The 24,070-nt window shown below is 67.7% G+C and carries 15 protein-coding genes; 6 read left to right on the top strand and 9 right to left on the bottom strand.

The annotated features are described in order from the left end of the window. Nucleotides 1-813 precede the first annotated feature (813 nt). From OG804_RS04765 to OG804_RS04735, 7 genes are all read right to left on the bottom strand, one after another. Entirely contained in the window at nucleotides 814-2,394 is a 1,581-nt protein-coding gene (locus OG804_RS04765) for an MFS transporter (protein ID WP_328394251.1), read from the bottom strand. Next, the gene (locus OG804_RS04760; RefSeq protein ID WP_328394249.1) at nucleotides 2,391-3,464 is read right to left on the bottom strand and encodes an ABC transporter substrate-binding protein; all 1,074 of its coding nucleotides are present in this window, start codon (nucleotides 3,462-3,464) and stop codon (nucleotides 2,391-2,393) included. The genes OG804_RS04765 and OG804_RS04760 overlap by 4 nt, the downstream gene beginning before the upstream one ends. Before the next feature lie 29 nt (nucleotides 3,465-3,493). Then, nucleotides 3,494-4,222: an ABC transporter ATP-binding protein gene (locus OG804_RS04755; RefSeq protein WP_328394247.1), complete on the bottom strand. Its 729-nt coding sequence runs from the start codon at nucleotides 4,220-4,222 to the stop codon at nucleotides 3,494-3,496. Further along, complete coding sequence (locus tag OG804_RS04750) at nucleotides 4,219-4,965, bottom strand: ABC transporter permease (protein WP_328394245.1); 747 nt, start codon at nucleotides 4,963-4,965, stop codon at nucleotides 4,219-4,221. Before OG804_RS04750 ends, OG804_RS04755 begins: the two co-directional genes overlap by 4 nt. Nucleotides 4,966-5,219: 254 nt before the next feature. Continuing rightward, nucleotides 5,220-5,684 carry a MarR family winged helix-turn-helix transcriptional regulator gene (locus OG804_RS04745; protein ID WP_328394243.1) on the bottom strand — a complete coding sequence of 155 codons (465 nt, stop codon included), beginning with the start codon at nucleotides 5,682-5,684 and terminating at the stop codon, nucleotides 5,220-5,222. A gap of 320 nt (nucleotides 5,685-6,004) precedes the next feature. Further along, nucleotides 6,005-6,208: a hypothetical protein gene (locus OG804_RS04740; protein WP_328394241.1), complete on the bottom strand. Its 204-nt coding sequence runs from the start codon at nucleotides 6,206-6,208 to the stop codon at nucleotides 6,005-6,007. Nucleotides 6,209-6,336: 128 nt separating this feature from the next. After that, the gene (locus OG804_RS04735; protein ID WP_328394239.1) at nucleotides 6,337-6,705 is read right to left on the bottom strand and encodes a MerR family transcriptional regulator; all 369 of its coding nucleotides are present in this window, start codon (nucleotides 6,703-6,705) and stop codon (nucleotides 6,337-6,339) included. A gap of 112 nt (nucleotides 6,706-6,817) precedes the next feature. On the opposite strand from OG804_RS04735, the gene OG804_RS04730 reads away from it, so the two are divergent. Continuing rightward, complete coding sequence (locus OG804_RS04730) at nucleotides 6,818-7,891, top strand: alkene reductase (protein ID WP_328394237.1); 1,074 nt, start codon at nucleotides 6,818-6,820, stop codon at nucleotides 7,889-7,891. 35 nt (nucleotides 7,892-7,926) lie between these two features. Here the strand turns inward: OG804_RS04730 and OG804_RS04725 are convergent, their stop codons facing one another. Continuing rightward, on the bottom strand, nucleotides 7,927-8,466 hold the full coding sequence (locus OG804_RS04725; RefSeq protein ID WP_442941740.1) for a GtrA family protein: 540 nt from the start codon (nucleotides 8,464-8,466) through the stop codon (nucleotides 7,927-7,929). A 176-nt stretch (nucleotides 8,467-8,642) separates the two neighbouring features. Between OG804_RS04725 and OG804_RS04720 the strand changes: the two genes are divergently transcribed. Continuing rightward, complete coding sequence (locus tag OG804_RS04720; protein WP_328394235.1) at nucleotides 8,643-9,296, top strand: TetR family transcriptional regulator; 654 nt, start codon at nucleotides 8,643-8,645, stop codon at nucleotides 9,294-9,296. 139 nt (nucleotides 9,297-9,435) lie between these two features. Here OG804_RS04720 and OG804_RS04715 read toward each other — a convergent pair whose 3' ends face one another. Further along, on the bottom strand, nucleotides 9,436-10,308 hold the full coding sequence (locus OG804_RS04715) for a TIGR03619 family F420-dependent LLM class oxidoreductase (protein ID WP_328394233.1): 873 nt from the start codon (nucleotides 10,306-10,308) through the stop codon (nucleotides 9,436-9,438). A gap of 112 nt (nucleotides 10,309-10,420) precedes the next feature. On the opposite strand from OG804_RS04715, the gene OG804_RS04710 reads away from it, so the two are divergent. The 4 genes from OG804_RS04710 to OG804_RS04695 all read left to right on the top strand — a co-directional run bounded on the left by OG804_RS04710 (nucleotide 10,421) and on the right by OG804_RS04695 (nucleotide 24,027). After that, nucleotides 10,421-11,095, top strand: coding sequence for a hypothetical protein (locus tag OG804_RS04710; protein ID WP_328394231.1), 675 nt, complete (start codon nucleotides 10,421-10,423; stop codon nucleotides 11,093-11,095). 171 nt (nucleotides 11,096-11,266) lie between these two features. After that, nucleotides 11,267-12,088 carry a class I SAM-dependent methyltransferase gene (locus tag OG804_RS04705; protein ID WP_328398233.1) on the top strand — a complete coding sequence of 274 codons (822 nt, stop codon included), beginning with the start codon at nucleotides 11,267-11,269 and terminating at the stop codon, nucleotides 12,086-12,088. Nucleotides 12,089-12,510: 422 nt separating this feature from the next. After that, entirely contained in the window at nucleotides 12,511-23,394 is a 10,884-nt protein-coding gene (locus OG804_RS04700; RefSeq protein ID WP_328398231.1) for a non-ribosomal peptide synthetase, read from the top strand. Between the two features lie 216 nt (nucleotides 23,395-23,610). Next, nucleotides 23,611-24,027, top strand: a complete 417-nt coding sequence (locus OG804_RS04695) for a DUF7144 family membrane protein (RefSeq protein ID WP_328394230.1) — start codon at nucleotides 23,611-23,613, stop codon at nucleotides 24,025-24,027. The last annotated feature ends 43 nt before the right edge of the window (nucleotides 24,028-24,070 follow it).

The raw sequence follows: 24,070 nt of genomic DNA, 5'->3' as shown, positions 1-24,070 counted from the left end.
ATGTCCTCGGATCAGGAAGACAACGCTCGGTTGTCGACCAGCTTCTTGAAGTCCGAGCCCGGCTCGATCAGCCCCCATTTGAGCAGCCAACGGTAGGTCTGGTCGAACTGTTCGGGCGCGTAGGGCTGCGGGTCGGCGAAGCGCAGCCGCCAGGTGCTGATATCGGACTCGTCCAGGGTTCCCAATTCCTCCGGAATCTCCTCGGTGAAGTAGTGCAGGTACGGCGTGACGTCGGAGTTGATATCGGCGACCGCCCGGCGGACGCCGCGGTCTATCGCCGCGTAGACATCGGGATCGACCTTCTCGTCGGCGATCTCGGCGCCGGTGTAGAACGCCTCCGCGATCAATCGATAACCCTGTTTCAATGCCAGGCTGATGTAGGGCTCCATCAGTGCCGCGGCATCGACAGTGCCGTCGCGCAGTGCCTTGAACCGATCGGCCGGACCTCCGACGTGCACGACCTCGAGCTCGTCGGGCTCGACGAACCCCTCGAGTGTCTGGATCGCGAGGTAATGGGAGCCGTGGTGGAAGTTCACGGCCACCTGCTTGTTGCGGAGGCTCTGCGGGTGGAGGACCTCGGAGTCGGGGCGCACGAAGATCGCCTGGCTGGCGATCGCCGCGCGCTGGGTCACGATCTGGCCGCCGCGGCACGAATCCTGCGCACGCCGGACCTGTCCCCATTCGCAGGCGCGGTACAGCGAGACCGCGCCGTCCTCGAAGCCGCGGGATATTCCGCCGAACGAGCTCACCAGGTGGTGGTCTTCGATCGGCTTGACACTCACGTTGTAGGCGCCGGGCGCGACGAGCTCCAGATCAACGCCCTCGTCGAGAAAGTAGCCCTTCTCGAGGCCGACCAGGTACGGGAGTGTGAAGATCGCTCCGGTCCGGACGCTGGTGATCTTCGGCAGGGGCGCCGTCGTGTCGTTGGTGGTCATCTGATTGTTCCTTTCGTCGAGTGCCGTCGAGCACTGGTTCGAACGTTTTCCGGTGTGCCGGAAAGCAGCGATTCGCGGCGAGCAGGGCGAGTACGGCCACGACCGCGGTGGCCGCGTAGGCAATTCGCATTCCGGAGGTGAAGTCGTGCGCCGAGACAGGGTCCGGCCGGGCGAGAAATCCGGCGATGGACACGGTCACCGCGCCGAGAGTCGCCGTGCCCAGGTTCATTCCGACCTGCCGGGAAGTGCTGGTGATCGCGCTCGCCGACCCGGCGCGTTCCCGCGGCAGCGCGGCGACGGCCGAGGACGTGGCGGGCGGGTTCGCCATACCCATTCCGATGCCCAGCAGGGCGAAGGCCACCAGTACCCAGGCGATCGACGACGTCGTCGACGCCGCGACCGCGAGCGATGCCATGGCGGTGGCCAGGAAGAGGTACGCGACGAGTATCGGTTTCCGCGGGCCGTGCCGGCCCAGCAGACGCCCGGACGTCTTCGCGGCGACGAGGGTTCCGACCGTGAGGGGCAGCGCCATCAGTCCGGCCTCCCACGCGGTGTATCCGCGCACTTGCTGGAGGTAGAGCGTGTTGACGAAGTTCATTCCGGTGAGGCAGAAGTAGGAGAATCCCGCCGTCAGCACGGCGCCGCGCAGCTGCGGGCGGCGGAACACCGTCAGATCGAGGATCGGATCGGCGGCCCGGCTCTCGACCCGTACCACGATCACCGCCGACAGCACGGTCGCGACCAGCGCGAGGATCGTCGTCGCCGACATCCAGCCGTCGCGCGCACCGCCGGACAGTGTGAAGGTGACGAAGAACAATGTCGCGGCGATCGACACGTGACCGGCCGAATCGATATGCCGACGCAACCGGGGCACCGGAGACTCGGGGACCCACCGCAGGCTGAACACGACGAGTGCCGCGAACGGCAGACAGAGCAGGAAGACACTGCGCCACCCCACGGTCGCGACGAGCACGCCACCGATGACCGGCCCGAGTGCCGTCGACACGCCGGCCGTCGCGCTCCAGGAGCCCAGTGCCCTGCTCCGTGCGATCGGATCCTGGAAAGTCCCGGTCAGCAGTGAGATCGACGCGGGAGTCATCAGCGACCCGCCGATGCCCTGCAGTACCCGCCAGACGATCAGTTCGACGAAGCCGGACGAGAGGAAGCACAGCAGGGAGGCGGCGCCGAACAGGACGACACCGATCCGGAAGATCCGCCGCGGACCGTAGCGGTCGGCCAGCGAGCCCGCGAGGAACAGCGTGCTGCCGCGGGCCAGTGCGTTGGCCACCACGACCCATTGCAGCCCCGCGACGTCCAGACCGAGATCTGCCTGCAGCGTGGGAAGCGCCACCACGAGCGCCGACGTGTCCAGCGAGGTGAGGAACAGGCTGGCGCAGCAGGCCAGCAGGGCCGTACGCGGGTGCCGCACGGTCGGCGAAGCCGCCTCCCCGACGCTCAACTCAGGCTTTCGTAGACCGGCCGCTGCGCGGTGCGCGAGAGCAGGCCGATATCGAGTGCGACCTGAATCTGCTTGTCCATGTTGGCGAACACGCTCTGGTCCCAGGCCGACGGGTAGATGTCACGCAGCCGCTCGGGCAGCAGCGCGATCGCGGCCTCTTCGTCCGCCGGGACGCCGAATGCCTCGTAATGCTCGGCCAGCAAGGCGGGATCGGCGGTGATGAGCGCATTCGCTTCCGAACGCAGTGCCACGAATCGAGCCGCGGTGTCGCGGTTCTGGTCCAGCCACCGCCGATTGAACGCCGCGCCGTTGAGGAACAACGGATTCGAATCGCCGGTGCCCTTCTGCCACAGCTCCGAGACCGTGGCCACCTGCCGGTTGCCCTGCGCGACCAGGCGGGTGGCGTTGGGTTCGATGGCGATGACCGCGTCGAGATCCCCGCGCTCGTACAGTGCGAGGTTGGCGATCGGCTGCCCGGGGAAGATCTGGAACTCGCGTTCGAAATCGATGCCGTTGACCGCCGAGCCCAGTGCGGCCGCTTTATAGGTGTCCGAGCCGGCCGGCTGGACACCGATACGTTTCCCGCGCAGGTCCTGAACCGAGGTGACGTCACTGTCCGCGGGTACGAGCCAGCGGCCGTGATTCCAGAGCTGCGGCCCCACTATCACCACATCGTGGCCGGAGACATTGGCCTCCGTGGCGCCGAGCGGTCCGAACGCGAAGGTGTCGAGCAGGCCGGTCAGCAAATTCTCCTGCCCGGTTCCGACACCGCCGCCACCGTCGCGGATCAGGTCGAGCCCATGTTTCGTGCCCAGGCCGAACTGGTCGGTGATCGGATCGATCACCGACCCCGCGGTTCCCGGTTGCACGACACCGATCTTGATCGGTCGCAGCGGATTGCCGTTCGCGTCGACGGCAGCCCGCCCGGCGTCGGCGCCGCACGCGACGAGGAACGCGCCGAGACCGAGTCCGCCGAACAACGCGGCACCGGCACGGAGGGCCTGCCGGCGATTCACGGCCGGCCCCAGAGTGGATTCTCGAGTGAAGATGTTGCCACGTGTGGTGGACACGGGGGCTCCGTTTCTGGATCGATTCGGTGTCAGGCGATGTGGGCGATGATGTCGCGATGCAGATCGAACAAGGTGGAGTCCTCGGTGGATCGCGGGCGCGCGAGGGTGATGTCGATGTCCTGCACGATGCGGGCCGGACGGTCGGCGAGCACGACGACCCGGTCGGAGAGGAAGGCCGCTTCGAGCGCGTTGTGGGTGACCAGCAGTCCGGTCACCGAGCGCTCGGTCAGCAGGGTCTGCAACAGCAGTCGGAGCTTTCGGCCGGTGAGTTCGTCGAGCGCGCTGAACGGTTCGTCGAACAGGACGATATCCGGGTCGACGGCGAAGGCCCTCGCCACAGCCACCCGCTGTCGCTGCCCGCCGGACAGGACCGAGGGGTAGGCATCGGCGTATTCGCTCAAGCCGACGGCGGCGATCAGTTCCCCGACAACCGAAAGGCTCTGTCCCGCCGATTTCGCGGCGATCTCGATGTTCTTCGCCACGCTTGCCCAGTCCAGGAGCCGCGGTTGCTGGAAGACCATTCCCGTCCTGGTCGGGGCGGCGTTCGCGCCCACCCGGATCACACCGGCATCCGGTTTCTCGAGTCCCGCCACCAAATGCAAGAGGGTGGTTTTGCCGGTACCCGAGGCTCCTACGAGTGATACGAGCTCACCGGCGGCCACGTCGAGCGAGAAGTCCTCGAAAACAGTTTGGACGGTGCCGTCCTTCTTGCTCACGAAGGATTTGGAGATACCGCGCAATTCGATGCCGGCGCTCATACCGAGGACTCCTTACGCCAGCGCGAGGCTCGCCGTTCCAGTATCTGCAGGATGCCGTACTCGATCGCCGTCATGACCAGTGCGAAGGCAACCGTCCAGGCGAGAACTCCCGCCACATTGTGATTGGAGAACTCGAGGTTGAGTTGATATCCGACCCCGCTGGACATTCCGAAGATCTCGACCAGGACGATCACTTTCCACGCCATGGCAATTCCCAGCCGCGCGCCGGTGAACAGCGACGGAGCCAGTGCGGGCAGCCATATTCGCCGCAGGCGGGTCCATCCGTTGAACTTGTAGACATGGGCCATCTCGTGCAACTGCGGATCGACCTCGCGCACGCCCTGGGTGATATTGACGATGAGTGCGGGTGCGGCCGCCAGGGCCACGGCCAGGATCGGGTTCACCACGCTTATTCCGAACCAGATGACGCACAGCAACGCCTTTACCAGGCCCGGCGTCACCAATCCGAGGAGTACCGCGGGCTCGAGGAAGCGCCGGATGTATTTGTTGCGCCCCATGGCGATTCCGAGCACTACCGCGACGAGGAACGCCACCACGAATCCCAGGAGTACGCGCGTCAACGTCACCTGCAGATTCGTCCACAGCGAACCATCGCCGGCCAGCGTCAGCAACTCGTCGGCGACGGAGCCGAGTGACGGGACCAGCGGGCTGTCCATCCGCGCGGCCATGACGTTCCACCCCACCGCGAGCAGGATGATCAGCGCCAGCGGCGGCGCCGTCACTCCGAGAAAGGAGGTGACACGGGAGCCGTTGGCCGGGCGGCGAATCGGAGGTGTCCGACCCGTCCGTTCGGCTGTGGGCTCTGCGCTCAGCACGGTCATAGGGATCCGTTCGATCGGCCGACGGCACAGTTGTGCCGTCGGCGGAGAGGGGTGCGACATTGTGGGAGCCGATCCACGGCCCCGGATAGATCAGGGGGTCGGATCGACGAGACGCGCAGGCGGCGGTGCGGTTCGGCACCGCCGGCGTGGAATCGCTACGACGAGTGCGGGCCCGTCGCCGACACCAGCAGTTCCAGCCCATCGCTGAGGGAGACGATCGCGGCTATCTGCTCCGGCGCGAGATTCGAGATCCTGCCCAGAATGATTTCGGACAGCTGTCGGCGGCTGCGCAGGAACAGTTCGCGGCCGGATTCGGTCACTTCGATCAAGTTGACGCGTCCGTCCGCATCCGAGGTACGGCGAACGACTTCCCCGGACTCCTCGAGCTTGCGGACCGTTCGCGAGACACTCGCCGGATCCACACCCTCGTGCGCGGCGAGATCGGACATCGACAGCGGCCCGAACTTGACGATCGCCGCGAGTGCGCTGCGCGCGGACTGGTTGATGCCCGCTCGATCCATCGTCCGGAATTGCCGGGCAGCCTGGATCAACGCGACCTGCATCCGCTCGACCGCTGCCACCAACTCCTCGCTGGTTGTCGACGGGTCGGGCAGTGTCATCGGCAGATCCTTCACACGTCGTCCTGGGTGGGGTGACCTGACACAGTGTCGTCATCGCCCAGGTTCCCTTCGCTCGCAGGTGCCGGTCGCTCGACTCGAACCGACGAGAAAAGGTTAACAACCGTCAAGTAAATAGCCGTGCGGCCGACCTGCTACCGACGACGCCCGATCACCGCGGATCACTGTTGCGACGCCGCGTTCAACCAGCTCACGACCGTCTTCCGCGGAGCGGGCCGCACCGCTCACACTTTGCAATCTCGACGATCCGAATGTTCGGTGCGGCGGCCGCACCCGGCCGCCGCACCCGGCCGGTAACGGGCTCAGCGGCGGATACGCCGCCAGTTCCAGGAGCGACCCCCCGAACCCACCCGCGCGCCGGTGCCGACGCCCGCGAGATGCAGGGCTGTCAACAACAGTCCCACGGTGACGAGGGTGCCGGCGGTGACGAGGGTGCCGAGGGCGGCATCCGCCAGATCGAAGACGAGCGCGAGACCGAACGCTACCGCGGCGGCTTTGGCGAGCATGAGAACCTCCTGATGTTCCACCGGAAACGATGACACCCGAACGGGTTCATCGAGTTCCTGTCTCGCACATACCCGCAAACCGCCCTCACACACGGTCGCGATGGGAATCAGACGGCCGGGTCCACCTGTTACGCGCCCGGCAGGGTCGCACGGTGCGCCCGGTTCACGGCCATCAGCCGATCGAGTGCCGCACGGGTACGGATCAGATCGTCGATATGCGCGGACAGCCGGTCGCGTTCCTGCGCCATCCGTTCCAGCGCGGCGTCGGAAGTCTCCTCGCTCGGAGCTTCGACACAGGGCAGCAACTCGGCGACGGTCCGACTGGACAGGCCGGCGGCATACATCCGCTGGATGAATTCGACCCGCTCGATCTCCTCGGCCGTGTAATGCCGCTGCCCACTGGCACTGCGGGTACTGGTGAGCAGCCCGTGTTCTTCGTAATAGCGCAGGGACCGGATACTGACCCCGGTTCGTGCCGCCAACTCTCCGATTCGCATCGCGTCCTCCCGCGTGACCCGCGCCACAGACCTTGCCTCTGACATCGACGTGAGGTTTTACGGTAACTGTCGCGTCCGAGAGGGACGCAGCGGACCATGAAGGAGTCCCGAGGTGACAACTCTTTTCGACAGCTACCGGCTCGGCCGGCTGGCATTGCCCAACCGCACGGTGATGGCCCCGATGACCCGGGTCCGTGCCGCCGCCGGTGGCCTGGCGACCCCCGCGATGGCGACCTACTACGCCCAGCGAGCGACAGCCGGGCTGATCGTGACCGAAGGGGTGCAACCGAACGCGATCGGCCAGTCCAATCCCGGCACACCGGGCCTGTACACCGCCGCACACGTCGCTTCCTGGCGTCCGGTGACCACCGCTGTGCACGCCAACGGCGGGCGAATCTTCGCGCAGATCATGCACGGCGGACGGGTCTCCCACCCCGACACCACCGGAATGCAGCCGGTCGGCCCCTCAGCCGTGGCCGCCGTCGGCGATGTCTTCGCCCCGACCGGGCGTATCCCCGCTCCCGTCCCCCGCGCCCTGGACACCGCCGAGATCCCCGGACAGGCCGAATCGTATGCCGACGCGGCGAGGCGCGCGGTCGACGCCGGTTTCGACGGCGTCGAACTGCACGGCGCCAACGGTTACCTGATCTCGCAGTTCCTCTCCTCGAACGCCAACCTGCGCACGGACCGCTACGGCGGCTCGGTGCGCAACCGGATCCGGTTCGCCGTGGAGGCGGCATCCGCGACCGTGGCATCCATCGGCGGCGCCAGAACCGGTATCCGGCTCTCGCCGGGCGGCGGGTTCTGGGGCGTAGCGGAGACCGACACCGCCGAACTGTACGCGGCGCTGCTGCCCGAGCTGGCCGCCCTCGATCTCGCCTACATTCATCTGGAGGCCACCATCGACGACGAGGTGCTGCTCGACCTCCGCCGGGCGTGGCCGGGCACTCTCGTGATGAACCCCGTGCACCCGTCGGGCCCCGCCCCGGCCGGACAGAGCGACGCCGACCGTTGGCTCGGACTGGGCGCCGACCTCATCAGTTTCGGCCGCGCCTTCCTCGCCAACCCCGACCTCGTCGAGCGGCTGCGCAACGCGCTCCCGATCGCACCCGCCGACGAGAACACCTACTTCCAGGGCGGTGACACCGGCTACCTGACCTATCCGGCGTACCGGTACCCGGCCTGACACCGGCGCGCCGCATCCGACGACCGGATCGCCGTTCAGAAGACGAAACCGCGCAGTGCCAGGAACCGCATACCCCCGACCCCCGCCATGAGGGCGATCACGGCGCCCGTCTGCCCGGCCGCGCCGAGGCCGGGTGCCCAGGACTCGAGACCGGCCAGCGCCACCGTGCTGATCAGCAGGCCGATCAGCGCCAGCCCACCGCCTTCCCACTGCGCGGCGAACCAGCCGACTCGTCCGGCCGCGTGGAAGGTGAGCCGCCGGTGCAATTCGTTCGCGATCACCGTGCTCACGATCGAACCCACGACATTGGCGACCAACGGACCGGTCCCGTTCATGATCGTGAACAGTAGGACGTAGGCCATGTTGCTGGAGCCGCCGACCAGAGCGAAGCGGATCAGCTGGGCGAACGTGTGATCAGTGCGCAGATACCGCGTCACGCGGACGAGTCGGTCCGGCCATTGCGCGCGCGGCATCGTATAGGGCCGGGCGGCGAGGGCCGGCTCGATGCCACCGTGGATCGTCATGACTCCGTACGCCCCCCGCATCCCGGAGACGGCCATCGCTGCGCTGTTCACCTGCCAACTGTCGCGAGCCCCGCTGACACCGATCTGACGCCGGCCTGACACGTCCATGCACGCGGTGGTCGCCCGCGGGCCCGCCGCCCTGTGCGGGGCCGGACCGGGCGACGGCCCCGCACAGGGCCGGTCGTGTCACCCTGAACCAGGACCGCGTCCTTTTATGCTGAATCGCTGTGAGCCGTGGTGAGCAGGCAAGGGCCGATATTCTCGACGCCGCCGAGCAGCTGATCGCCGAGGCGGGGGTGCAGGTGCCGCTGCGCGAGATCGCGATCGCCGCCGGACAGCGCAACAACTCCGCGGTCAACTATCACTTCGGCGACCGGCGCGAGCTGATCCGTGCCGTGATCGAACGGCGCCTGGAACCGATGGAACGCGAACGCGCCGACATGCTGGCGGCCCTCGCCCCGGACGCCCGCCACGATGTCGAGGCGCTGCTGCGGATTCTCGTGATTCCGCTGACCACGGTCGACAGTGACTACTACTCGAGGTTCCTGCAGTCGGCCGCGCGGTATCTGCCGACCGATCTCGACGGAACCCAGGGGACGGTGTGGCCGCGAGTACTGGACGAACTCGCCTCCGCGATCCCGACCGCCGACCCCGCCGCCGAGCGCCGACGGATCACCGCGGTCGCCACCGCGATGTTCGCGCTGCTGGCCGAGTGGGAACGCAAGGCCCGTCCCGAGGCGGCCCCCGCGGACTTCCTCGCGGAAATCGTCACAATGCTGGGGGCGATGCTCACCGCACCGGTTCGCACATCCAGCGATTCCACTGCGGCGGCCGCTGGTCCGGGTGCTCCCGAGGTACCGCGACCGGATCGCGCTCTATGAGTCGCGCGCGGCGGGAGCGCTATCGCGGCGGATCGGGCGATTCGTCGCTCAGCGCACCCAGACACCGGTCACCAGTGCCACTTTGTCGGACAGACCGGTCATTTCGACTCCCCTAGCTCTGTGGTCCCGGCGGAGGCGCTCAGTGCGCGCGAGCGATGACGCGGTCGGCGAACCGGGAGAGATCGGCTATCTTGGCGTCCAGACTCTCGGTGTCGCGCTCGCGGGTGTAGGGATTGCGGAAGCCGACGATGACATCGGTCACGCCCTTGTCCTCCAGACGCTTCACGCCGTCCACGGTGAAACCGTCGATCGAGATGACGTGCACCTCGAAGTCCGCGCGGGTGCCGTACTCGGCGCGCAGGGTCGCGAGTTCGGCGAGCAGGAGGTCGAGTTCGGCCGGATCGCCGCCCGCGTGCATCCAGCCGTCACCGCGCTGCGCGGCGCGGCGCAGCGCCGGCGTGCTGTGTCCGCCGATGAGCAGCGGGATCGGTTCGGTGGGCACCGGCGAGATCTTGATCGGCGGCAGATCGTAGAACTCGCCGTGGAATTCGAAGTACCCGCCCGCGGTGAGACCGCGAACGATAGCGAGGCATTCGTCCATCCGCTTGCCGCGCTTGCCGAACGGCACGTCGAAGATCTCGAAATCGTCGGGCCACGGACTGATTCCGACACCCAGCCCGAGCCGGTTGCCGCTCAGCGCCGCCACCGATGCCGCCTGCTTCGCCACCAGCACCGGCGGCCGGATCGGCAGTTTCAGCACGAACGGAGTGAAGCGCAGCGTGGTGGTCGCCGCGGCCAGCGCGGCGGCGAGGACGAAGGTTTCGACGAACGGCTTGTCCTCCAAAAACTCCCGGCTGCCGTCCGGGGTGTAGGGGTAGGTGGCATCGGAGTCCCGCGGATAGGCGATGCTGTCGGCGATCACCATGGAGGTGTATCCGGCGGCCTCCGCCGCCTGCGCCAACGGCACGTAGAAGGCGGGGTCGATCATGGTCTCGGCGTAGGTGAACCTCATCGTTCGGCCTTTCTGCGCGTGGGCTCCGAGTGCGCGGCGACGGCCCGCTCACATTAAGCACTATTGCTTAATTATTCGATCGGGGAGGTAGAACGCGTGCTATTTTTCCGCCATGACGAAGGTGATCCTCGCACTGCACGGCACCGGCCTCGGAGCCCGCCTCACGGCTCCGGCGTTTCGGACAGCGCTGGCCGCCGCGGGAGTCGGTGCGGTCCAGGTGAACCTCGACGACGCGGACGTGGCACCCGCGATCATGCGGTTCGGCCCCGCCGAGCCGATCACCGCGCTCGTCTCGGTGTGGACCGACGGCGACCCGGCCGCCGTCGTCCGCACGGTGGCCGACAGTGCGGACGAATCCACGCCACACGCCTACCTCGTCCGCGAGCGCGTGCGCCTCGACCCGGTGCCGGTGCCGGACGGCGTCCGCTGCGACGCCATGGTCAATATCGCCCTACTCCGCAGACCCGGATCGATGACCCGGGAAGAATACTTGCGGTACTGGCTGATCCAGCACACCCCGATCGCCATCCGCACCCAGAACACCGTCGCCTACATTCAGAACGTCGTCGAGGAAGTGCTGACCCCGTCGGCACCGGAGATAGCGGCCATCGTCGAGGAACACTTCCCCATGGGGGCGATGACCGACCCCCACCTGTTCTACGGCAGTCGCGGCGACGAGTCGGAACTCGATCGCCGAGTCACCGAACTCATGGCCAGCGTCGCCCGATTCGGTGCCGGCACCGGCCTGGATCTGGTGCCCACCAGCCGTTACCACTGGAACATCTGACGTAGATGCGACGCCCACGGTGCCGCGGGCGCGCGGCACGGCCGCTATCCGATCGAACAGCCGGTCACTCGGTGCGTATCCAGTACAGTTCTGCTGCCCGTTCTTCACCCGGGAATATCGCGAGGAGTTCGTACCGCGGTGGATCGACCGCCGCACGACCAGGAGGCGACCGTGACCCGAGCGGACAAGATCGATTTCAGTGCGGTCCGATGGGGTTCGGTGGAGTGGACCAACCTCGGCACACTGTATCTGCGGGCCTGCGACAGCCGCTCCCCACGACCGATTCTCGGTGACGTCGCCGCCGCCGATGCAGTGAACCGGATCGACTACGACTGGGCCCGCATGCACCGTGCGGTGCCGCCCGGACTGAACCGGTGGCTGGTCGCCCTGCGGGCCGTGCGGCTCGATACCTGGTCCACCGGCTTCCTCCGCGACCATCCGGACGCTGCCGTGCTCCACCTCGGATGCGGAATGGATACTCGGGCGTTCCGGCTGCATCCACCGCACGGGGTGCGGTGGTTCGACGTCGACCAGCCGAACGTCATCGAGTTGCGGCGCAAACTGTACGACGATCACGACGGCTACCGGATGATCGGCTCCTCGGTGACCGACCCCGACTGGCTCGAAGAGATTCCTGCCGACCGGCCCGCGTTGATCATCGCCGAAGGATTGCTCATGTACCTGCGTGAGCCGCAAGTCCGCACCCTGTTGCAGCGCCTCACCGATCGTTTCACCGGCGGGGAGCTTCTCTTCGATACCTTGTCGCCGCTGGGGCCGCGCCTTTCGAAGATCTTCCGCAAAGGCATTGTCACCTGGGGTGTCCGCGACGGACGGGAACTCGAAAGCTGGAACCCTCGGCTGCGCTTCCTCGAAGGCGCCTCCGCGCTGGCCGGTTCCGAGCGGATTCCCGATACGACACCGCGCCTGCTGTGCCGACTGCTGTGCGCGACCCCGGCCGGGAAATACGACGTACTCAACCGCTTCGCGTTCTGAACCGTCCTCGCCCACCACGAGCGAGCGGCCGGCACACCCGCGGATCCGGCCGGCGATCGCCTGCGCCGGCACGAGCACCGATATCCGATAACCCGATCTCACTGTCGTCGAAACTGACCGCCACCCATCCGACCTCACCTCGTCGTCCGCGAGCGTTGTCACGCGCAGGAGCCCATCGCCCGCGTTGATTCAGGGGCCCCACCCGTAGCGGCCACCCACTGTGGCGGGTATCCGTATGCCCCCGATCCTGGGGGCAAACGGAATCGGGGCAGATCATTTCACGGTTCCGCCATAGGATTTCACACAGTACGACGGTCGACGGAACCGAAACCGCCGGAATGATATTCGGCGTCCAGCATCTGTGAGCAGCAAGGCGAATGCCCGTACTTCGGGTTCATTCCGAACGGAATTTTGGTGGTGTGATGGAAGAAGGATGGTTTCCGCTGTCCTCGGCACAGTCCGCGATGTGGCAGATGCAGCAGTTCCACTCCGATGTTCCGATCAACATCGCGATGTATGTGGATATCCAGGCCGATATCGAGCCGGCCGTGCTACGTCGAGCCAGTATCGCCGCAGGGCGGGAACTGGGGTCGGGGTACATACGGATCGCGGATACCGGGGACGGCCTGCGTCAACGGGTGGATCCGGACCAGGACTCGACCCTCTACCTGGTCGATACGCGGGACACGAGCGATCCGGCGGCCGCAGCGCACGAGTGGATGCGCGCCGATCTCACCCGACCGCTGAACATCCTGCGCGACCGGCTGATTCGCGCCGCGCTGATCAGGATCGCCGACTCGCGCTGGTTCTGGTATCTGCGGGCCCACCATATCGTTCTGGACGGTTACGGCGCGCTCATGCTGATCGAACGGATCGCACAGCAGTATTCGGCGCTGGTGTCGGGGCAGGCCCCCGAACCCGCGCGGGCCGCGGCGCTCCCCGGCCTGGTGGCGGCCGACGCGGCCTACCGGGACGGACCGCGCGCGGCGGCGGACCGCGCCTACTGGGCCGAGCGGATGAACGGATACACCGCCGGGCCCGGTCTTTCCGAACGCGCGGGAGCGCCGTCCGCGGTGGGTTACACCGTGCGAGGTGAACTGTCCGAACAGGTCAGCGATCTGCTGGCGGCAGCGGCGCAGCGGCTGGGCTGCTCGGATACCGACCTCACCATCAGCGCGTTCGTGGCCTACCTCGCCCGGATGACCGGAACCCGCGATGTGCTGGTGAATCTGACCGTCGCCGCCCGCACCACGGCCGAGCTGCGCAGATCGGCCGGAGCGGCATCCAACGTCGTGCCGCTGCGCATCGCCGTCGGCGCGGAGGCGACCGTAGCCGACCTCATACGTTCGGTCCGGCTGGCCGTCGTCGGCGCGGTGCGTCATCAGCATTATCCGTACGCCGAAATCCGCCGGAACGCGGGGACAGAAGCACAGGATATCGCCGGCGTGCTGGGTCCCCGAATCAATATCATGCCTTTCTTCGCAGACATCCGGTTGGGCTCCGCGACGGGCCGTCTACATACTTTGTCCGCCGGAATCGTCGACGATATCGCGGTCGAGGTCCATCCGTCGGGAAACGGCAGCCGCTATCGAATCAATCTCGAGTTCAACCCATTTCGATATTCCGCGGACCGGGCACACGAACACCATCTGCGTTTCATGGAGTTTCTGAGGGAGGTATTGTCCGCCGACCCGGATCTACCCGTCGACGAGCTCGACGTCCTCGGCGCGAACGAGCGGAAACTGATCCTGGCCGAGTGGAACTCCACTGATCACCCGGTCGAGCCGGAGCTGCTGCACTCCGGATTCGCCAGGGCCGCGGCCGCATACCCGGACCGGGTGGCGGTCGCCGCCGAGGGCGTGTCCTGGACGTATCGGGAATTCGGCGCCCGAGTCGACCGCCTGGCCCGATCGCTGGTCGCCATGGGGGCAGGGCCCGAGTCCTTTGTGGCGGTGGCGGCACGCCGCTCGCCCGATCTGGTTGTCGGACTCTACGCGGCCCTCACCGCGGGTGCCGCCTACGTGCCGCTGGATCCGGAGCATCCGCGCGAACGCATCGAATATGTGCTGGACACGGTCCGTCCGATCTGTGTCCTCACCGCGGGCGAATACCCGGTTCCGGTGCCCGCGGATATCCCGGTGTTGCGTATCGATGCGACGGCACCGGGCGAACTCGAACCCGCTCCGGCGCGTCCGGTCGAACTCCGGCGGCCGGTGCGGCCGGAGAACCCGGCATACGTGATCTTCACCTCCGGATCGACAGGAAGACCCAAAGGGGTGGTGGTATCGCACGCCGCGATCAACAACCAGCTCGCCTGGATGCAGTCCGAGTACCGGATGAGCGCGGACGATATCTATCTCCAGAAGACAGCGACCACGTTCGATGTGTCGGTATGGGGCTATTTCCTGCCGTTGCGGGCCGGCGCGACGCTGTTCGTGGCCACCCCCGACGGACATCGTGATCCCGGCTACCTCGCGGAAACGATCGCGGCGCACAGGGTGACAGTCACCGATTTCGTGCCGTCGATGCTGGGCGCGTTCGCCGCGCATACCCCGCCCGGAGCCGTGCCGACGCTGCGGGACGTATTCGTGATCGGCGAACCGCTGCCGCCGGAAACCGCGGCGGCGCTCTCGGCGGTGTCCGATGCGCAGGCGCACAATCTGTACGGCCCGACCGAGGCTGCCGTATCAGTGACCTCCTGGCCCGTCGCCGACCTCGAGGACACGGGAGTGCCCATCGGTGTTCCGGCATGGAACACCCGGGTCTACGTCCTGGATTCACGGCTGCGGCCGGTACCTCCAGGGGTGGTGGGCGAGCTGTATCTGGGGGGAGTCCAGCTGGCCCGCGGCTATGCGGCGCGGCCGGATCTGACAGCGGACCGATTCGTCGCCGATCCGTTCGACGCCGGACTTCGCATGTATCGCACCGGCGATCTGGTGCGCTGGCGTACGCTCGACGGTCGCGGCGCGCTCGACTATGTGGGCCGCGCCGACTTCCAGATCAAGCTTCGCGGTCAACGTATCGAACTCGGCGAGATCGAGTCGGCGTTGCTGGTGCAGCCGACGGTGCGCCAGGCGGTGGTGGTGCTGACACCGTCGGAGTCGGGTGGTCGGCTGGTGGCCTATGTGGTTCGCAGTGCCGGCACCGGAATCGATCGGACCGAACTGTTGGACGCTGTGCGCGAGACGCTGCCCGCGTACATGGTGCCGGCGGCCGTGGTGGTGCTCGACGAGCTGCCGTTGACGCCGAACGGCAAATTGGACCGCCGGGCGCTACCCGATCCCGCGTTCGTTCCGCGGAAGTTCCGCGTACCCAGCGGTGAGTCCGAGGAGGTCATCGCGCAGATCTACGTCGAGGTGCTGGGGGTCGCACAGGTCGGCGCGGACGACGATTTCTTCGCACTGGGCGGCGACAGCCTGGGATCCGTGCAGGTGGTGGCCCGGGCCCATCAGCGGGGGCTGCGGTTCACCGGGCGGGATGTGTTCGAAGCCCGGACGGTGGCGGGCCTCGCCCGGCGGGCCTCGCCGGTCGAGCCCGCGGCGGCGACCCTCTCGGATGCCGAACCGATTCCGGCAGGTCGTCGGCCGGTCCTGGCTCCCGGGCCGCGTCCGGAGAACCTGCCGCTGTCGCCCGCGCAACGGCGGATGTGGTTCCTGAACCGGTTCGACGCCGACTCCGCCGTCGACAACATCGCGGCGGCCGTACGGCTGTCCGGATATTTGGATTCGAGGCGGCTGCAGCAGGCGGTGGCCGATGTGATCGGCCGGCACGAGGTACTCCGGACGGTCTACCCCGAACGCGACGGAATCGCCTGTCAGGAGCTCGTACCCGCAGACCGTGCCGTCCCGGATCTCACACCGGTTCCCGTGTCCGAGGACGAGCTCAGGTCGCAGGTCACCGCCGTGATCTCGGCGGGTTTCGACCTGACCGTCGCGGTGCCGCTGCGCGCAGTGCTGTACCAGCTCGTGGGGACGGACAGCGACGTCCCGGAACATGTGCTGGTGTTCGTGGTGCACCACATCAGTGCCGACGGCTGGTCGATGGCACCGTTGACCCGGGATGTGATGGTGGCCTACGAGGCCAGGCGGGCCGGCACGGCTCCGGCGTGGTCGCCGCTGCCGGTGCAGTACGCCGATTACACACTGTGGCAGCAGAAGTCGCTGGGCTCGGACGACGATCCCAACAGCCGGGGATCCCAGCAGGCCGACTACTGGCGGGCGGTGCTGGCCGGGATGCCCGACGAGCTGAACCTGCCCGCAGATCGGACGCGTCCGGCGGTTCGCTCGTTCACGGGTGGCCGGGTGAACTTCTCGATCGACGCCGATCTGCGTCACTCGCTCGGTGGGCTGGCCCAGGACAACGAAGCGACACTGTTCATGGTGGTGCACACCGCGTTCGCGGTGCTCCTGGCGCGTTTATCGGGCAGCGGCGATATCGTCGTCGGCACTCCGATCGCGGGGCGCGGGGCGGCCGAACTCGACGATCTCATCGGCATGTTCGTCAACACCGTGGTGCTGCGTTCCCGGATCACGGGCACATCGAGCTTCGTGGACGTGCTGAGCGCGACCCGGGAGGCCGATCTCGACGCGTTCGCGCATGCCGACCTACCGTTCGAACGGCTGGTGGAGCTGCTGAGCCCGCCCCGGTCCACCGCTCGGCATCCGTTGTTCCAGGTGGCACTGTCGTTCGAGAACATGCCGCGCCGGGATTTCGAGTTGCCCGGACTGCGGGTGCGGCCCCTCGATATCGATGCCGGTCACGCCCAATTCGATCTCATGCTGACCGTCCGGGAGCGGGATCGCCGCGACGGCGGTCTGGCCGCGGAATTCTCCTTCGCTCGTGACCTTTTCGACGCACCAACCGTCACCGGATTCGCGCGACGGTTCGTACGGCTGCTCACCGCGATCACCGTGTCGCCGCGGGTTCCGGTCGGTGACCTGCCGTTGCTCGACGAGGCCGAGGCGGCCCGGCTGACCCGGGTGCACGATCGTCGAGCGGTGCCCGCAACGCTGTTGCCGGACTTCCTGGCCCGCGGTGCGCGTCTGGACCCGGCGCAGGTGGCGGTCCGCTCTCGGGGCCGGTCGATCACCTACCGGGAGCTGGACGAGTATTCCTCGCGGCTGGCCCGCGTACTGATCGCCCACGGAGCCGGCCCGGAACGAGTGGTGGCGCTGGCGTTCCCGCGATCGTTCGAGACGGTGGCGGCCTTCTGGGCGGTGACCAAGACCGGTGCGGCGCATGTTCCGGTGGACCCGGCCTACCCACCGGACCGCGTCCGCTACCTGATCTCCGACTCCGGGGCGCTGGTCGGTCTCACCCTGCGGGCGATCGTGGATCGACTGCCGGGCAACACGCAATGGCTCGTTCTCGACGATCCGGTGCTCGACGAGCGGATCGCGACCCGCTCGCCTGCCTCGGTCACCGATACCGACCGGATCGCACCACTGGATCCGCGCCATCCGGCGTACGTCATCTACACCTCGGGGTCCACGGGCCTGCCGAAGGGAGTGGCCGTCACCCACAGCGGTTTCGGCAGTATCGTCGCGGAGGCCACCGAACGCTACCGGTTACAGCCACAGCATCGGTTCCTGCACATCTGCTCGCCCAGCTTCGACCCGTCGATACTGGAATGGGTGTGTGCGGCCGCCGTGGGCGCGACGTCGGTGATCGCGCCCGCGGACATCCAGGGCGGCCCGGCGCTGGCCGAGTTCCTGCGCTCCGAGCAGGTCACCCATGCCGTGATCACCCCCGGGGTGCTCGGCACTATGGACCCGTCCGGGCTCACGGATCTGGAAGTCGTATCCGTGGGCGGTGATGTCACCACCCAGGAGCTGCTGGCCGAGTGGGCGCCCGGCCGTCGGTATCTCAATAGCTACGGTCCCACCGAAGCCACGATCGTCTCCTCGTACGCACCGCTCACCCCCGGTAGGCGCATCACTGTCGGCACCCCGGTGCGCGGGGTTTCGGCCCTGGTGCTCGACGAACGTCTCCACCCGGTCCCGCCGGGGGTCGCGGGTGAGCTCTACCTGGCCGGCCCGGGGCTGGCACGTGGCTACCACCACCGGCCGGACCTCACCGCGCACCGGTTCGTCGCCAACCCCTGGGCCAAGCCGGGTGGCCTGATGTATCGCACCGGGGATGTGGTGCGCTGGTATGCCGAGCCCGAACCGGCGGGTGACGGCACAGCCGCGTCGGCGGGCCACGCCCTCGAATACAGCCACGCCCTCGAATACATCGGCCGCTCCGACTTCCAGGTCAAGATCCGCGGCTTCCGGATCGAACTCGGCGAAGTCGACGCCGCGCTGGGCAGACACCCCGCGATTGCGTTCGCCGTCACCGTCGGCAAGAAGACCACGACCGGCGAGACCGCGCTCGTCGCGTACCTGGTCGCCGCCCCGGGTCATCTCATCGATATCGGGGACGTGACCCGATTCGCCGCCGGCACGCTCCCGTCGTACATGGTGCCCGGCACGATCATGGTGCTGGACGAGATCCCGTTGACTCCGGTCGGCAAACTCGACCGGTCGGCACTGCCGGAACCCGCGCTCGGCGGGCGCGAATTCCGCGCCCCGGGAAGCCCTGTCGAATCGACGATCGCCGGCGTGTTCGCCGAACTCCTGGGCGTCACACGGGTGGGCGCCGACGACGACTTCTTCGATCTCGGCGGCAATTCGCTCAGTGCCCTCCGCCTGGTGGCGCGGCTCAACGACGCGCTCGCCATGGATTTCACGATCCGCGACCTGTTCGAGACATCCACGGTGGCCGAGCTGGCCACCCTGGCCGATCACCGTAGGGGTCCCGTCGACAGCACCGCGTCGTCCGGCGACGCGCGGCCGGTCCGTATTCCACTATCGCCCGCGCAGCAGCGGATGTGGCTCCTCAACCAGTCCGACCGCGATTCCGCGGCGTACAACATTCCCATCGCGATCAGGCTGACCGGTGAACTCGATGTCACGGCGTTGCGGGCAGCGATATCCGATGTCGTGGCCCGCCACCGACCGCTGCGCACCCGCTACCCAGAGGACGCGCACGGACCCGTTCAGGAGGTGCTGACGCCACTCGACGGAGCCCTACCCCTGGTCGCAGTGGCCGACGAAGCAGGACTACACGCAGGGATACACGCGGCCACCACCGCCGGTTTCGACGTCGCCGGTGAGGTACCGGTCCGCATCACCCTGTTCCGGCGCACCGGAGATTCCGAAACGGGTCCGGCGGGGGGCGACCATGTCCTGCTCCTCGTCGCCCATCACATAGCCGTCGACGGATGGTCGACGGTACCGCTGGCCCGCGATGTGGTGACGGCGTACACGGCCCGAGCGGGCGGCACCCGGCCCGGGTGGAGCCCGCTGCCGATGGATTACGCGGACTACACGCTGCGGCACCGCAAGCAGCTCGGCGACGATGACGATCCCGGTTCGCTCGCGGCCACCCAGCTGGCATATTGGCGCGCGGAGCTGGCCGAACTGCCGGAACAGCCTGGCTTCCCCGGCGACCGGCGCCGCCCGCCCGCCCCGTCCGCGGGGTGCGGAACCGTCGAGTTCACTGTCGGTTCCGACATCGTGACGGAACTGCGGTCGCTGGCACGCGCCCATCGCGCGACGGCTTTCATGGTGGTGCACACCGCCCTGGCGGTATTGCTGGCCCGATTGTCGAACACCGACGACGTGGCCATCGGGGTGCCGGTCGCGGGACGCGGCGACGCCGCTCTCGACGATCTGGTGGGGATGTTCGTCAACACTCTGGTCCTGCGCAGTCATATCGATCCGGCCGAGCGTTTCACCACGCTGCTGGAACGGCAACGCCGCACCGATCTGGCGGCGTTCGCGCACGCGGACGTACCGCTGGACAGCGTGCTGGACATGCTGCGCGCGAACCGCCCGAACCACCGAGCGCCGCTCTTCCGGGTGGCCCTGGCCTACCAGAACCTGCCCGCCGTCGAGGTCGAACTGCCCGGCCTGCGCGTCACGGCCTTGGACCTGCCGGCACACGCCGCGATGTTCGACCTCACGGTCACCGTTGTCGACGACGCGCCCAGCGGTGAGCTGCGCGGGCGCATCTCCTACGACACCGATCTGTTCGACGGCTCCACGGTGCACCGCATCGCCGCGCGGCTGGTGCGCATCCTGTCGACGGTGGTGGCGGACCCCGCAGTCCCCCTGGGTGATATCGATCTGATTCTCGATACCGAACGCACCGAAATTCTGCGGGACCGCGGTCGGATCGGCGTCGATACGGCGGCTACCACCCTGGTCGATCTCGTCGACGCGAGCGTATCCGCCCATCCCGACGCCATCGCCGTCACCGACGGCGCCACGACCCTGACCTACACCGAGCTCTCCCGGCGCGCGGATCTCGTCGCGGCGCGGCTGAACCGTTCGGGCGTCGGGCCCGGCACACTGGTCGCGGTCGCCCTCGAGCGCACCGCGCAGATGCCGGTCGCGCTGCTGGGGGTTCTGCGCGCGGGAGCCGGTTACCTTCCGCTCGACCCGCACTGGCCCAGCCGCCGACTGGAATTCGTGCTGTCCACGGCCGGTCCGGCAGTCGTGATCACCAGTACCGACCTGGTCCCGGAACTTCCGGTCGGCGACTGGACCGTACTACTCGTGGACTCCGACCTATCGACCGCGGCGGATCTCCCCACGCCGCCTCCGGTGCGCGCCACCGCGGCCCGAGCCGATGATCTGGCCTACGTCATCTTCACCTCTGGCTCCACCGGCACCCCGAAAGGCGTTGCCGTCACCCACCGCAACGCGGTGCAGCTGTTCGCGAACGCGCTGCCGAACTTCGACCTCGACCACACCGACGTGTGGACAGTGTTCCACTCGTTCGCTTTCGATTTCGCGGTCTGGGAACTGTGGGGTGCGCTCGTCACCGGCGCAACCGCGGTGATCGTCGACCACGCGACCTCGCGATCGCCGGACAAGCTGTGGGAACTGATCTTCCGGGAGCGGGTGACCGTTCTGGCCCAGACCCCGACGGCGTTCTACCAACTGGCCGACTCCGATCACGGTGTGGAAACGAGAGCCTCGCTGCTGCCGCGCTACCTCATTTTCGGTGGGGAAGCGCTGGATACGGACCGCTTGGCCGACTGGTACGACCGGCACGACGAAAACCGGCCACGGCTGGTGAACATGTACGGAATCACCGAGACCACCGTGCATGTCACGGTGCAGTCGCTGGCCCGGGGCACGGTCGACGAGCGGGCGCGGGGCAGTCTCATCGGCCGCGGACTGTCCGGCCTCACCACCCACATCCTGGATGGTCGGCTGCGACCGACGCCGAGCGGAAGCACCGGGGAGATCTATGTGGCGGGCGGGCAGGTCGCGCGGGGGTATCTCGGCCGTCCCGGCCTCACCGCGACACGGTTCGTCGCCGATCCCGCCGGCCCTCCCGGCGCACGCATGTACCGATCCGGAGACCTCGGCAGCTGGTCGCGGGGGCGGCTCCACTATGTGGGCCGCGGCGACCAGCAGGTTCAATTGCGCGGGTTCCGCATCGAGACGGGCGAAATCGAATCGGTGCTGTCCGCACACCACGGTGTCGGCGATGCGCGGGTGATCGTCCGGGACGGCAGGTTGCTCGCCTATGTGCGCGACACCGACCCCGCCGTGGTCCCGGGACTCCGGGACGAGCTGGCGCAGCAGTTGCCGGAACATATGATTCCGGCGGCGATCATCCGCGTCGAGGCATGGCCGACCACCGTCAACGGAAAGCTCGACGCGCGGGCGCTTCCCGAGCCCGACTTCATCGCCGGGGCAGCCCGCCGACCGCCGCGCACGGATCGAGAGAAGGCCCTGGCCGCGGCGTTTGCGGAAGTACTGGAACTACCCGCGGTCGGCATCGACGACGACTTCTTCCGGATGGGGGGCGATTCCGTGCGGGCTGTCCGGCTGCGCTCCCGGGTACGCACGATTCTCCGCACCGAGATCAGTGTGCAGGATGTGTTCGAAGCGCGCACGGTGGCGGCGCTCGCCGCCATATCGGCGCGCCCGATCGGGTTGCCCGCCCGCGGTGACGCCGTCCGTCCCGATACCGTCGCGCTGTCCTTCCCACAGCAGCGGCTCGCCGAACTCAACGAACATGAGCGGCTCGAGCCCGGCCCCGGTCGTGCCTACGCGTTCGCGCTCCGGCTCAGTGAACACATGGAACCGGAGACTGTTTCGGCGGCCCTCCTCGATCTGACCACGCGCCACGAGGTGCTGCGCACCGTTTTCCCGGGACAGCAACGGATACTTCCGCCGGGTTCGATCGACTTCGCCGTCATGACCGGCCAGGAGCTGCCGAGTCTCCTCGCGCGGCCGTTCGACGTGCGCAGCGAAGTACCGCTCCGAGTCCGGCTGATACCGGACCCCGACGAGGGAACGGCCCGCCTGCTGATAGTCCTGCACCATATCGCCGCCGACGGTTGGTCGATCGCGCCACTGGTGCAGGATTTCGCCGCCGCGTTATCGGCCCGCGCGGCCGGGGCGCGACCCGATCAGGAACCGCTGCAGATCCAGTACGCCCACCATTCGACCTGGCAGCACGACCTGCTCTCGGATCTGGGCCACGGCACCGAGATCGACCGGCAACTGTCCTATTGGACGGAAAGGCTCACCGCCCTGCCGGCGCCTCCCCCGATGCTCGTCCGCCGCCCCGGTGCGCCGCAGCCCACCGCCGGGGTGCGCCACACCTACCTCGACCCGAACCTGTATCGCGCGCTTCGCGGCTTCGCGGATCACCATGAGACGAGCGTCTTCACCGTCGTGCACACCGCCTTCGCGCTCACGCTGCGCGAAACCGGCTTCGGAGACGATCTCGCCATCTGCGCACCCACCGCGGGACGCACCGAAACCGCACTCGAGGCCGCGATCGGCAGGTTCACCAACTTCCTCGTACTGCGCTGCGATCTCTCCGCGAACACGGAGTTCACGAAACTGGTGGACACACTCGGCGGAATCAGGGTCGCGGCCCTGGACCATCAGGATATTCCGTTCGAATTCCTGGTCGATCGTTTCGACATCCGCGACCGTCTCCGTATCCGGCTGGCCTTCCAGAACATTCCGACCGCCGATCTGCGCGGCTCCGGACTGGCCGCGAGGTGGGAGCCGATCACCGTCTCGGCTCCCGCCGATTTCGATCTGTCGCTGATCCTGTCCGAACAGAAGAACGACCATGATCGAGCGGAGGCATTGTTCGGATCGGTGGAGTACGCCACCGACGTCGTCGACGCGGACCTGGCGGACCGGATCGCGAGGCGATTCGAGGAGATCCTCGCCGCGGGCATCGCGGGATACGGCCAGAACCCCGCTCTCAGATCAGCGTGAGCCTTCGTTCCGATCCGCGACCCCGGCGGCGGCAGCGTGCCGAGTTCGGCAACGAACGGGACGGGTACGTGGAGGAGGGCCGCACGATCGGTCTGCACCGGTAAGCGCTGGCCGGAGCTTCGGGCCGCCGGGTTCATCCGTTCCAGGTGAAGCGTCGGTCCGGGCACCCGGCGTAGGTGTTGTCCAGGAGGTCTATCCACTCAGGGAAGGCGAGAAATGACGGCCTACAGGACAGAACCCGAGCGTCCTTCGGTCAGCCGGGGCGTGGCGGCGGTGACCTCGATCGCCGCAGCGGTGCTGCTGCTCGCGGTGGGAGTGCTGTCGATCCTCGCGGGTGTGTCGGCGGTAGCGTCCGACGAGTTGTTCGTGACCGGCCCGGACTACATCCTGCAGTTCTCCACGACCACATGGGGCTGGGTCCATATCGTTCTCGGCGCGTTGCTGGTGATCGCCGCGATCGGCCTGATGACCGGCGCGATGTGGGCGCGCATCACCGCGGTGTTCCTGGCGGGGTTGTCGATCATCGCGAACTTCCTGTGGATCCCGTACTACCCGTGGTGGTCGATCGTGGTCATCGCCTTGGACATCGTGGTCATCTGGGCGGTGTCCACCTGGCAACCCGACAGGATGTGAGCCACCCACGGGCGCGTCGCGCCCACCTGTGCAAGCCTGGAGG

Source organism: Nocardia sp. NBC_00416 (assembly GCF_036032445.1).
In the GTDB taxonomy this organism is placed as follows: domain Bacteria; phylum Actinomycetota; class Actinomycetes; order Mycobacteriales; family Mycobacteriaceae; genus Nocardia.
This window is presented reverse-complemented; position numbering and strand designations above follow the sequence as displayed.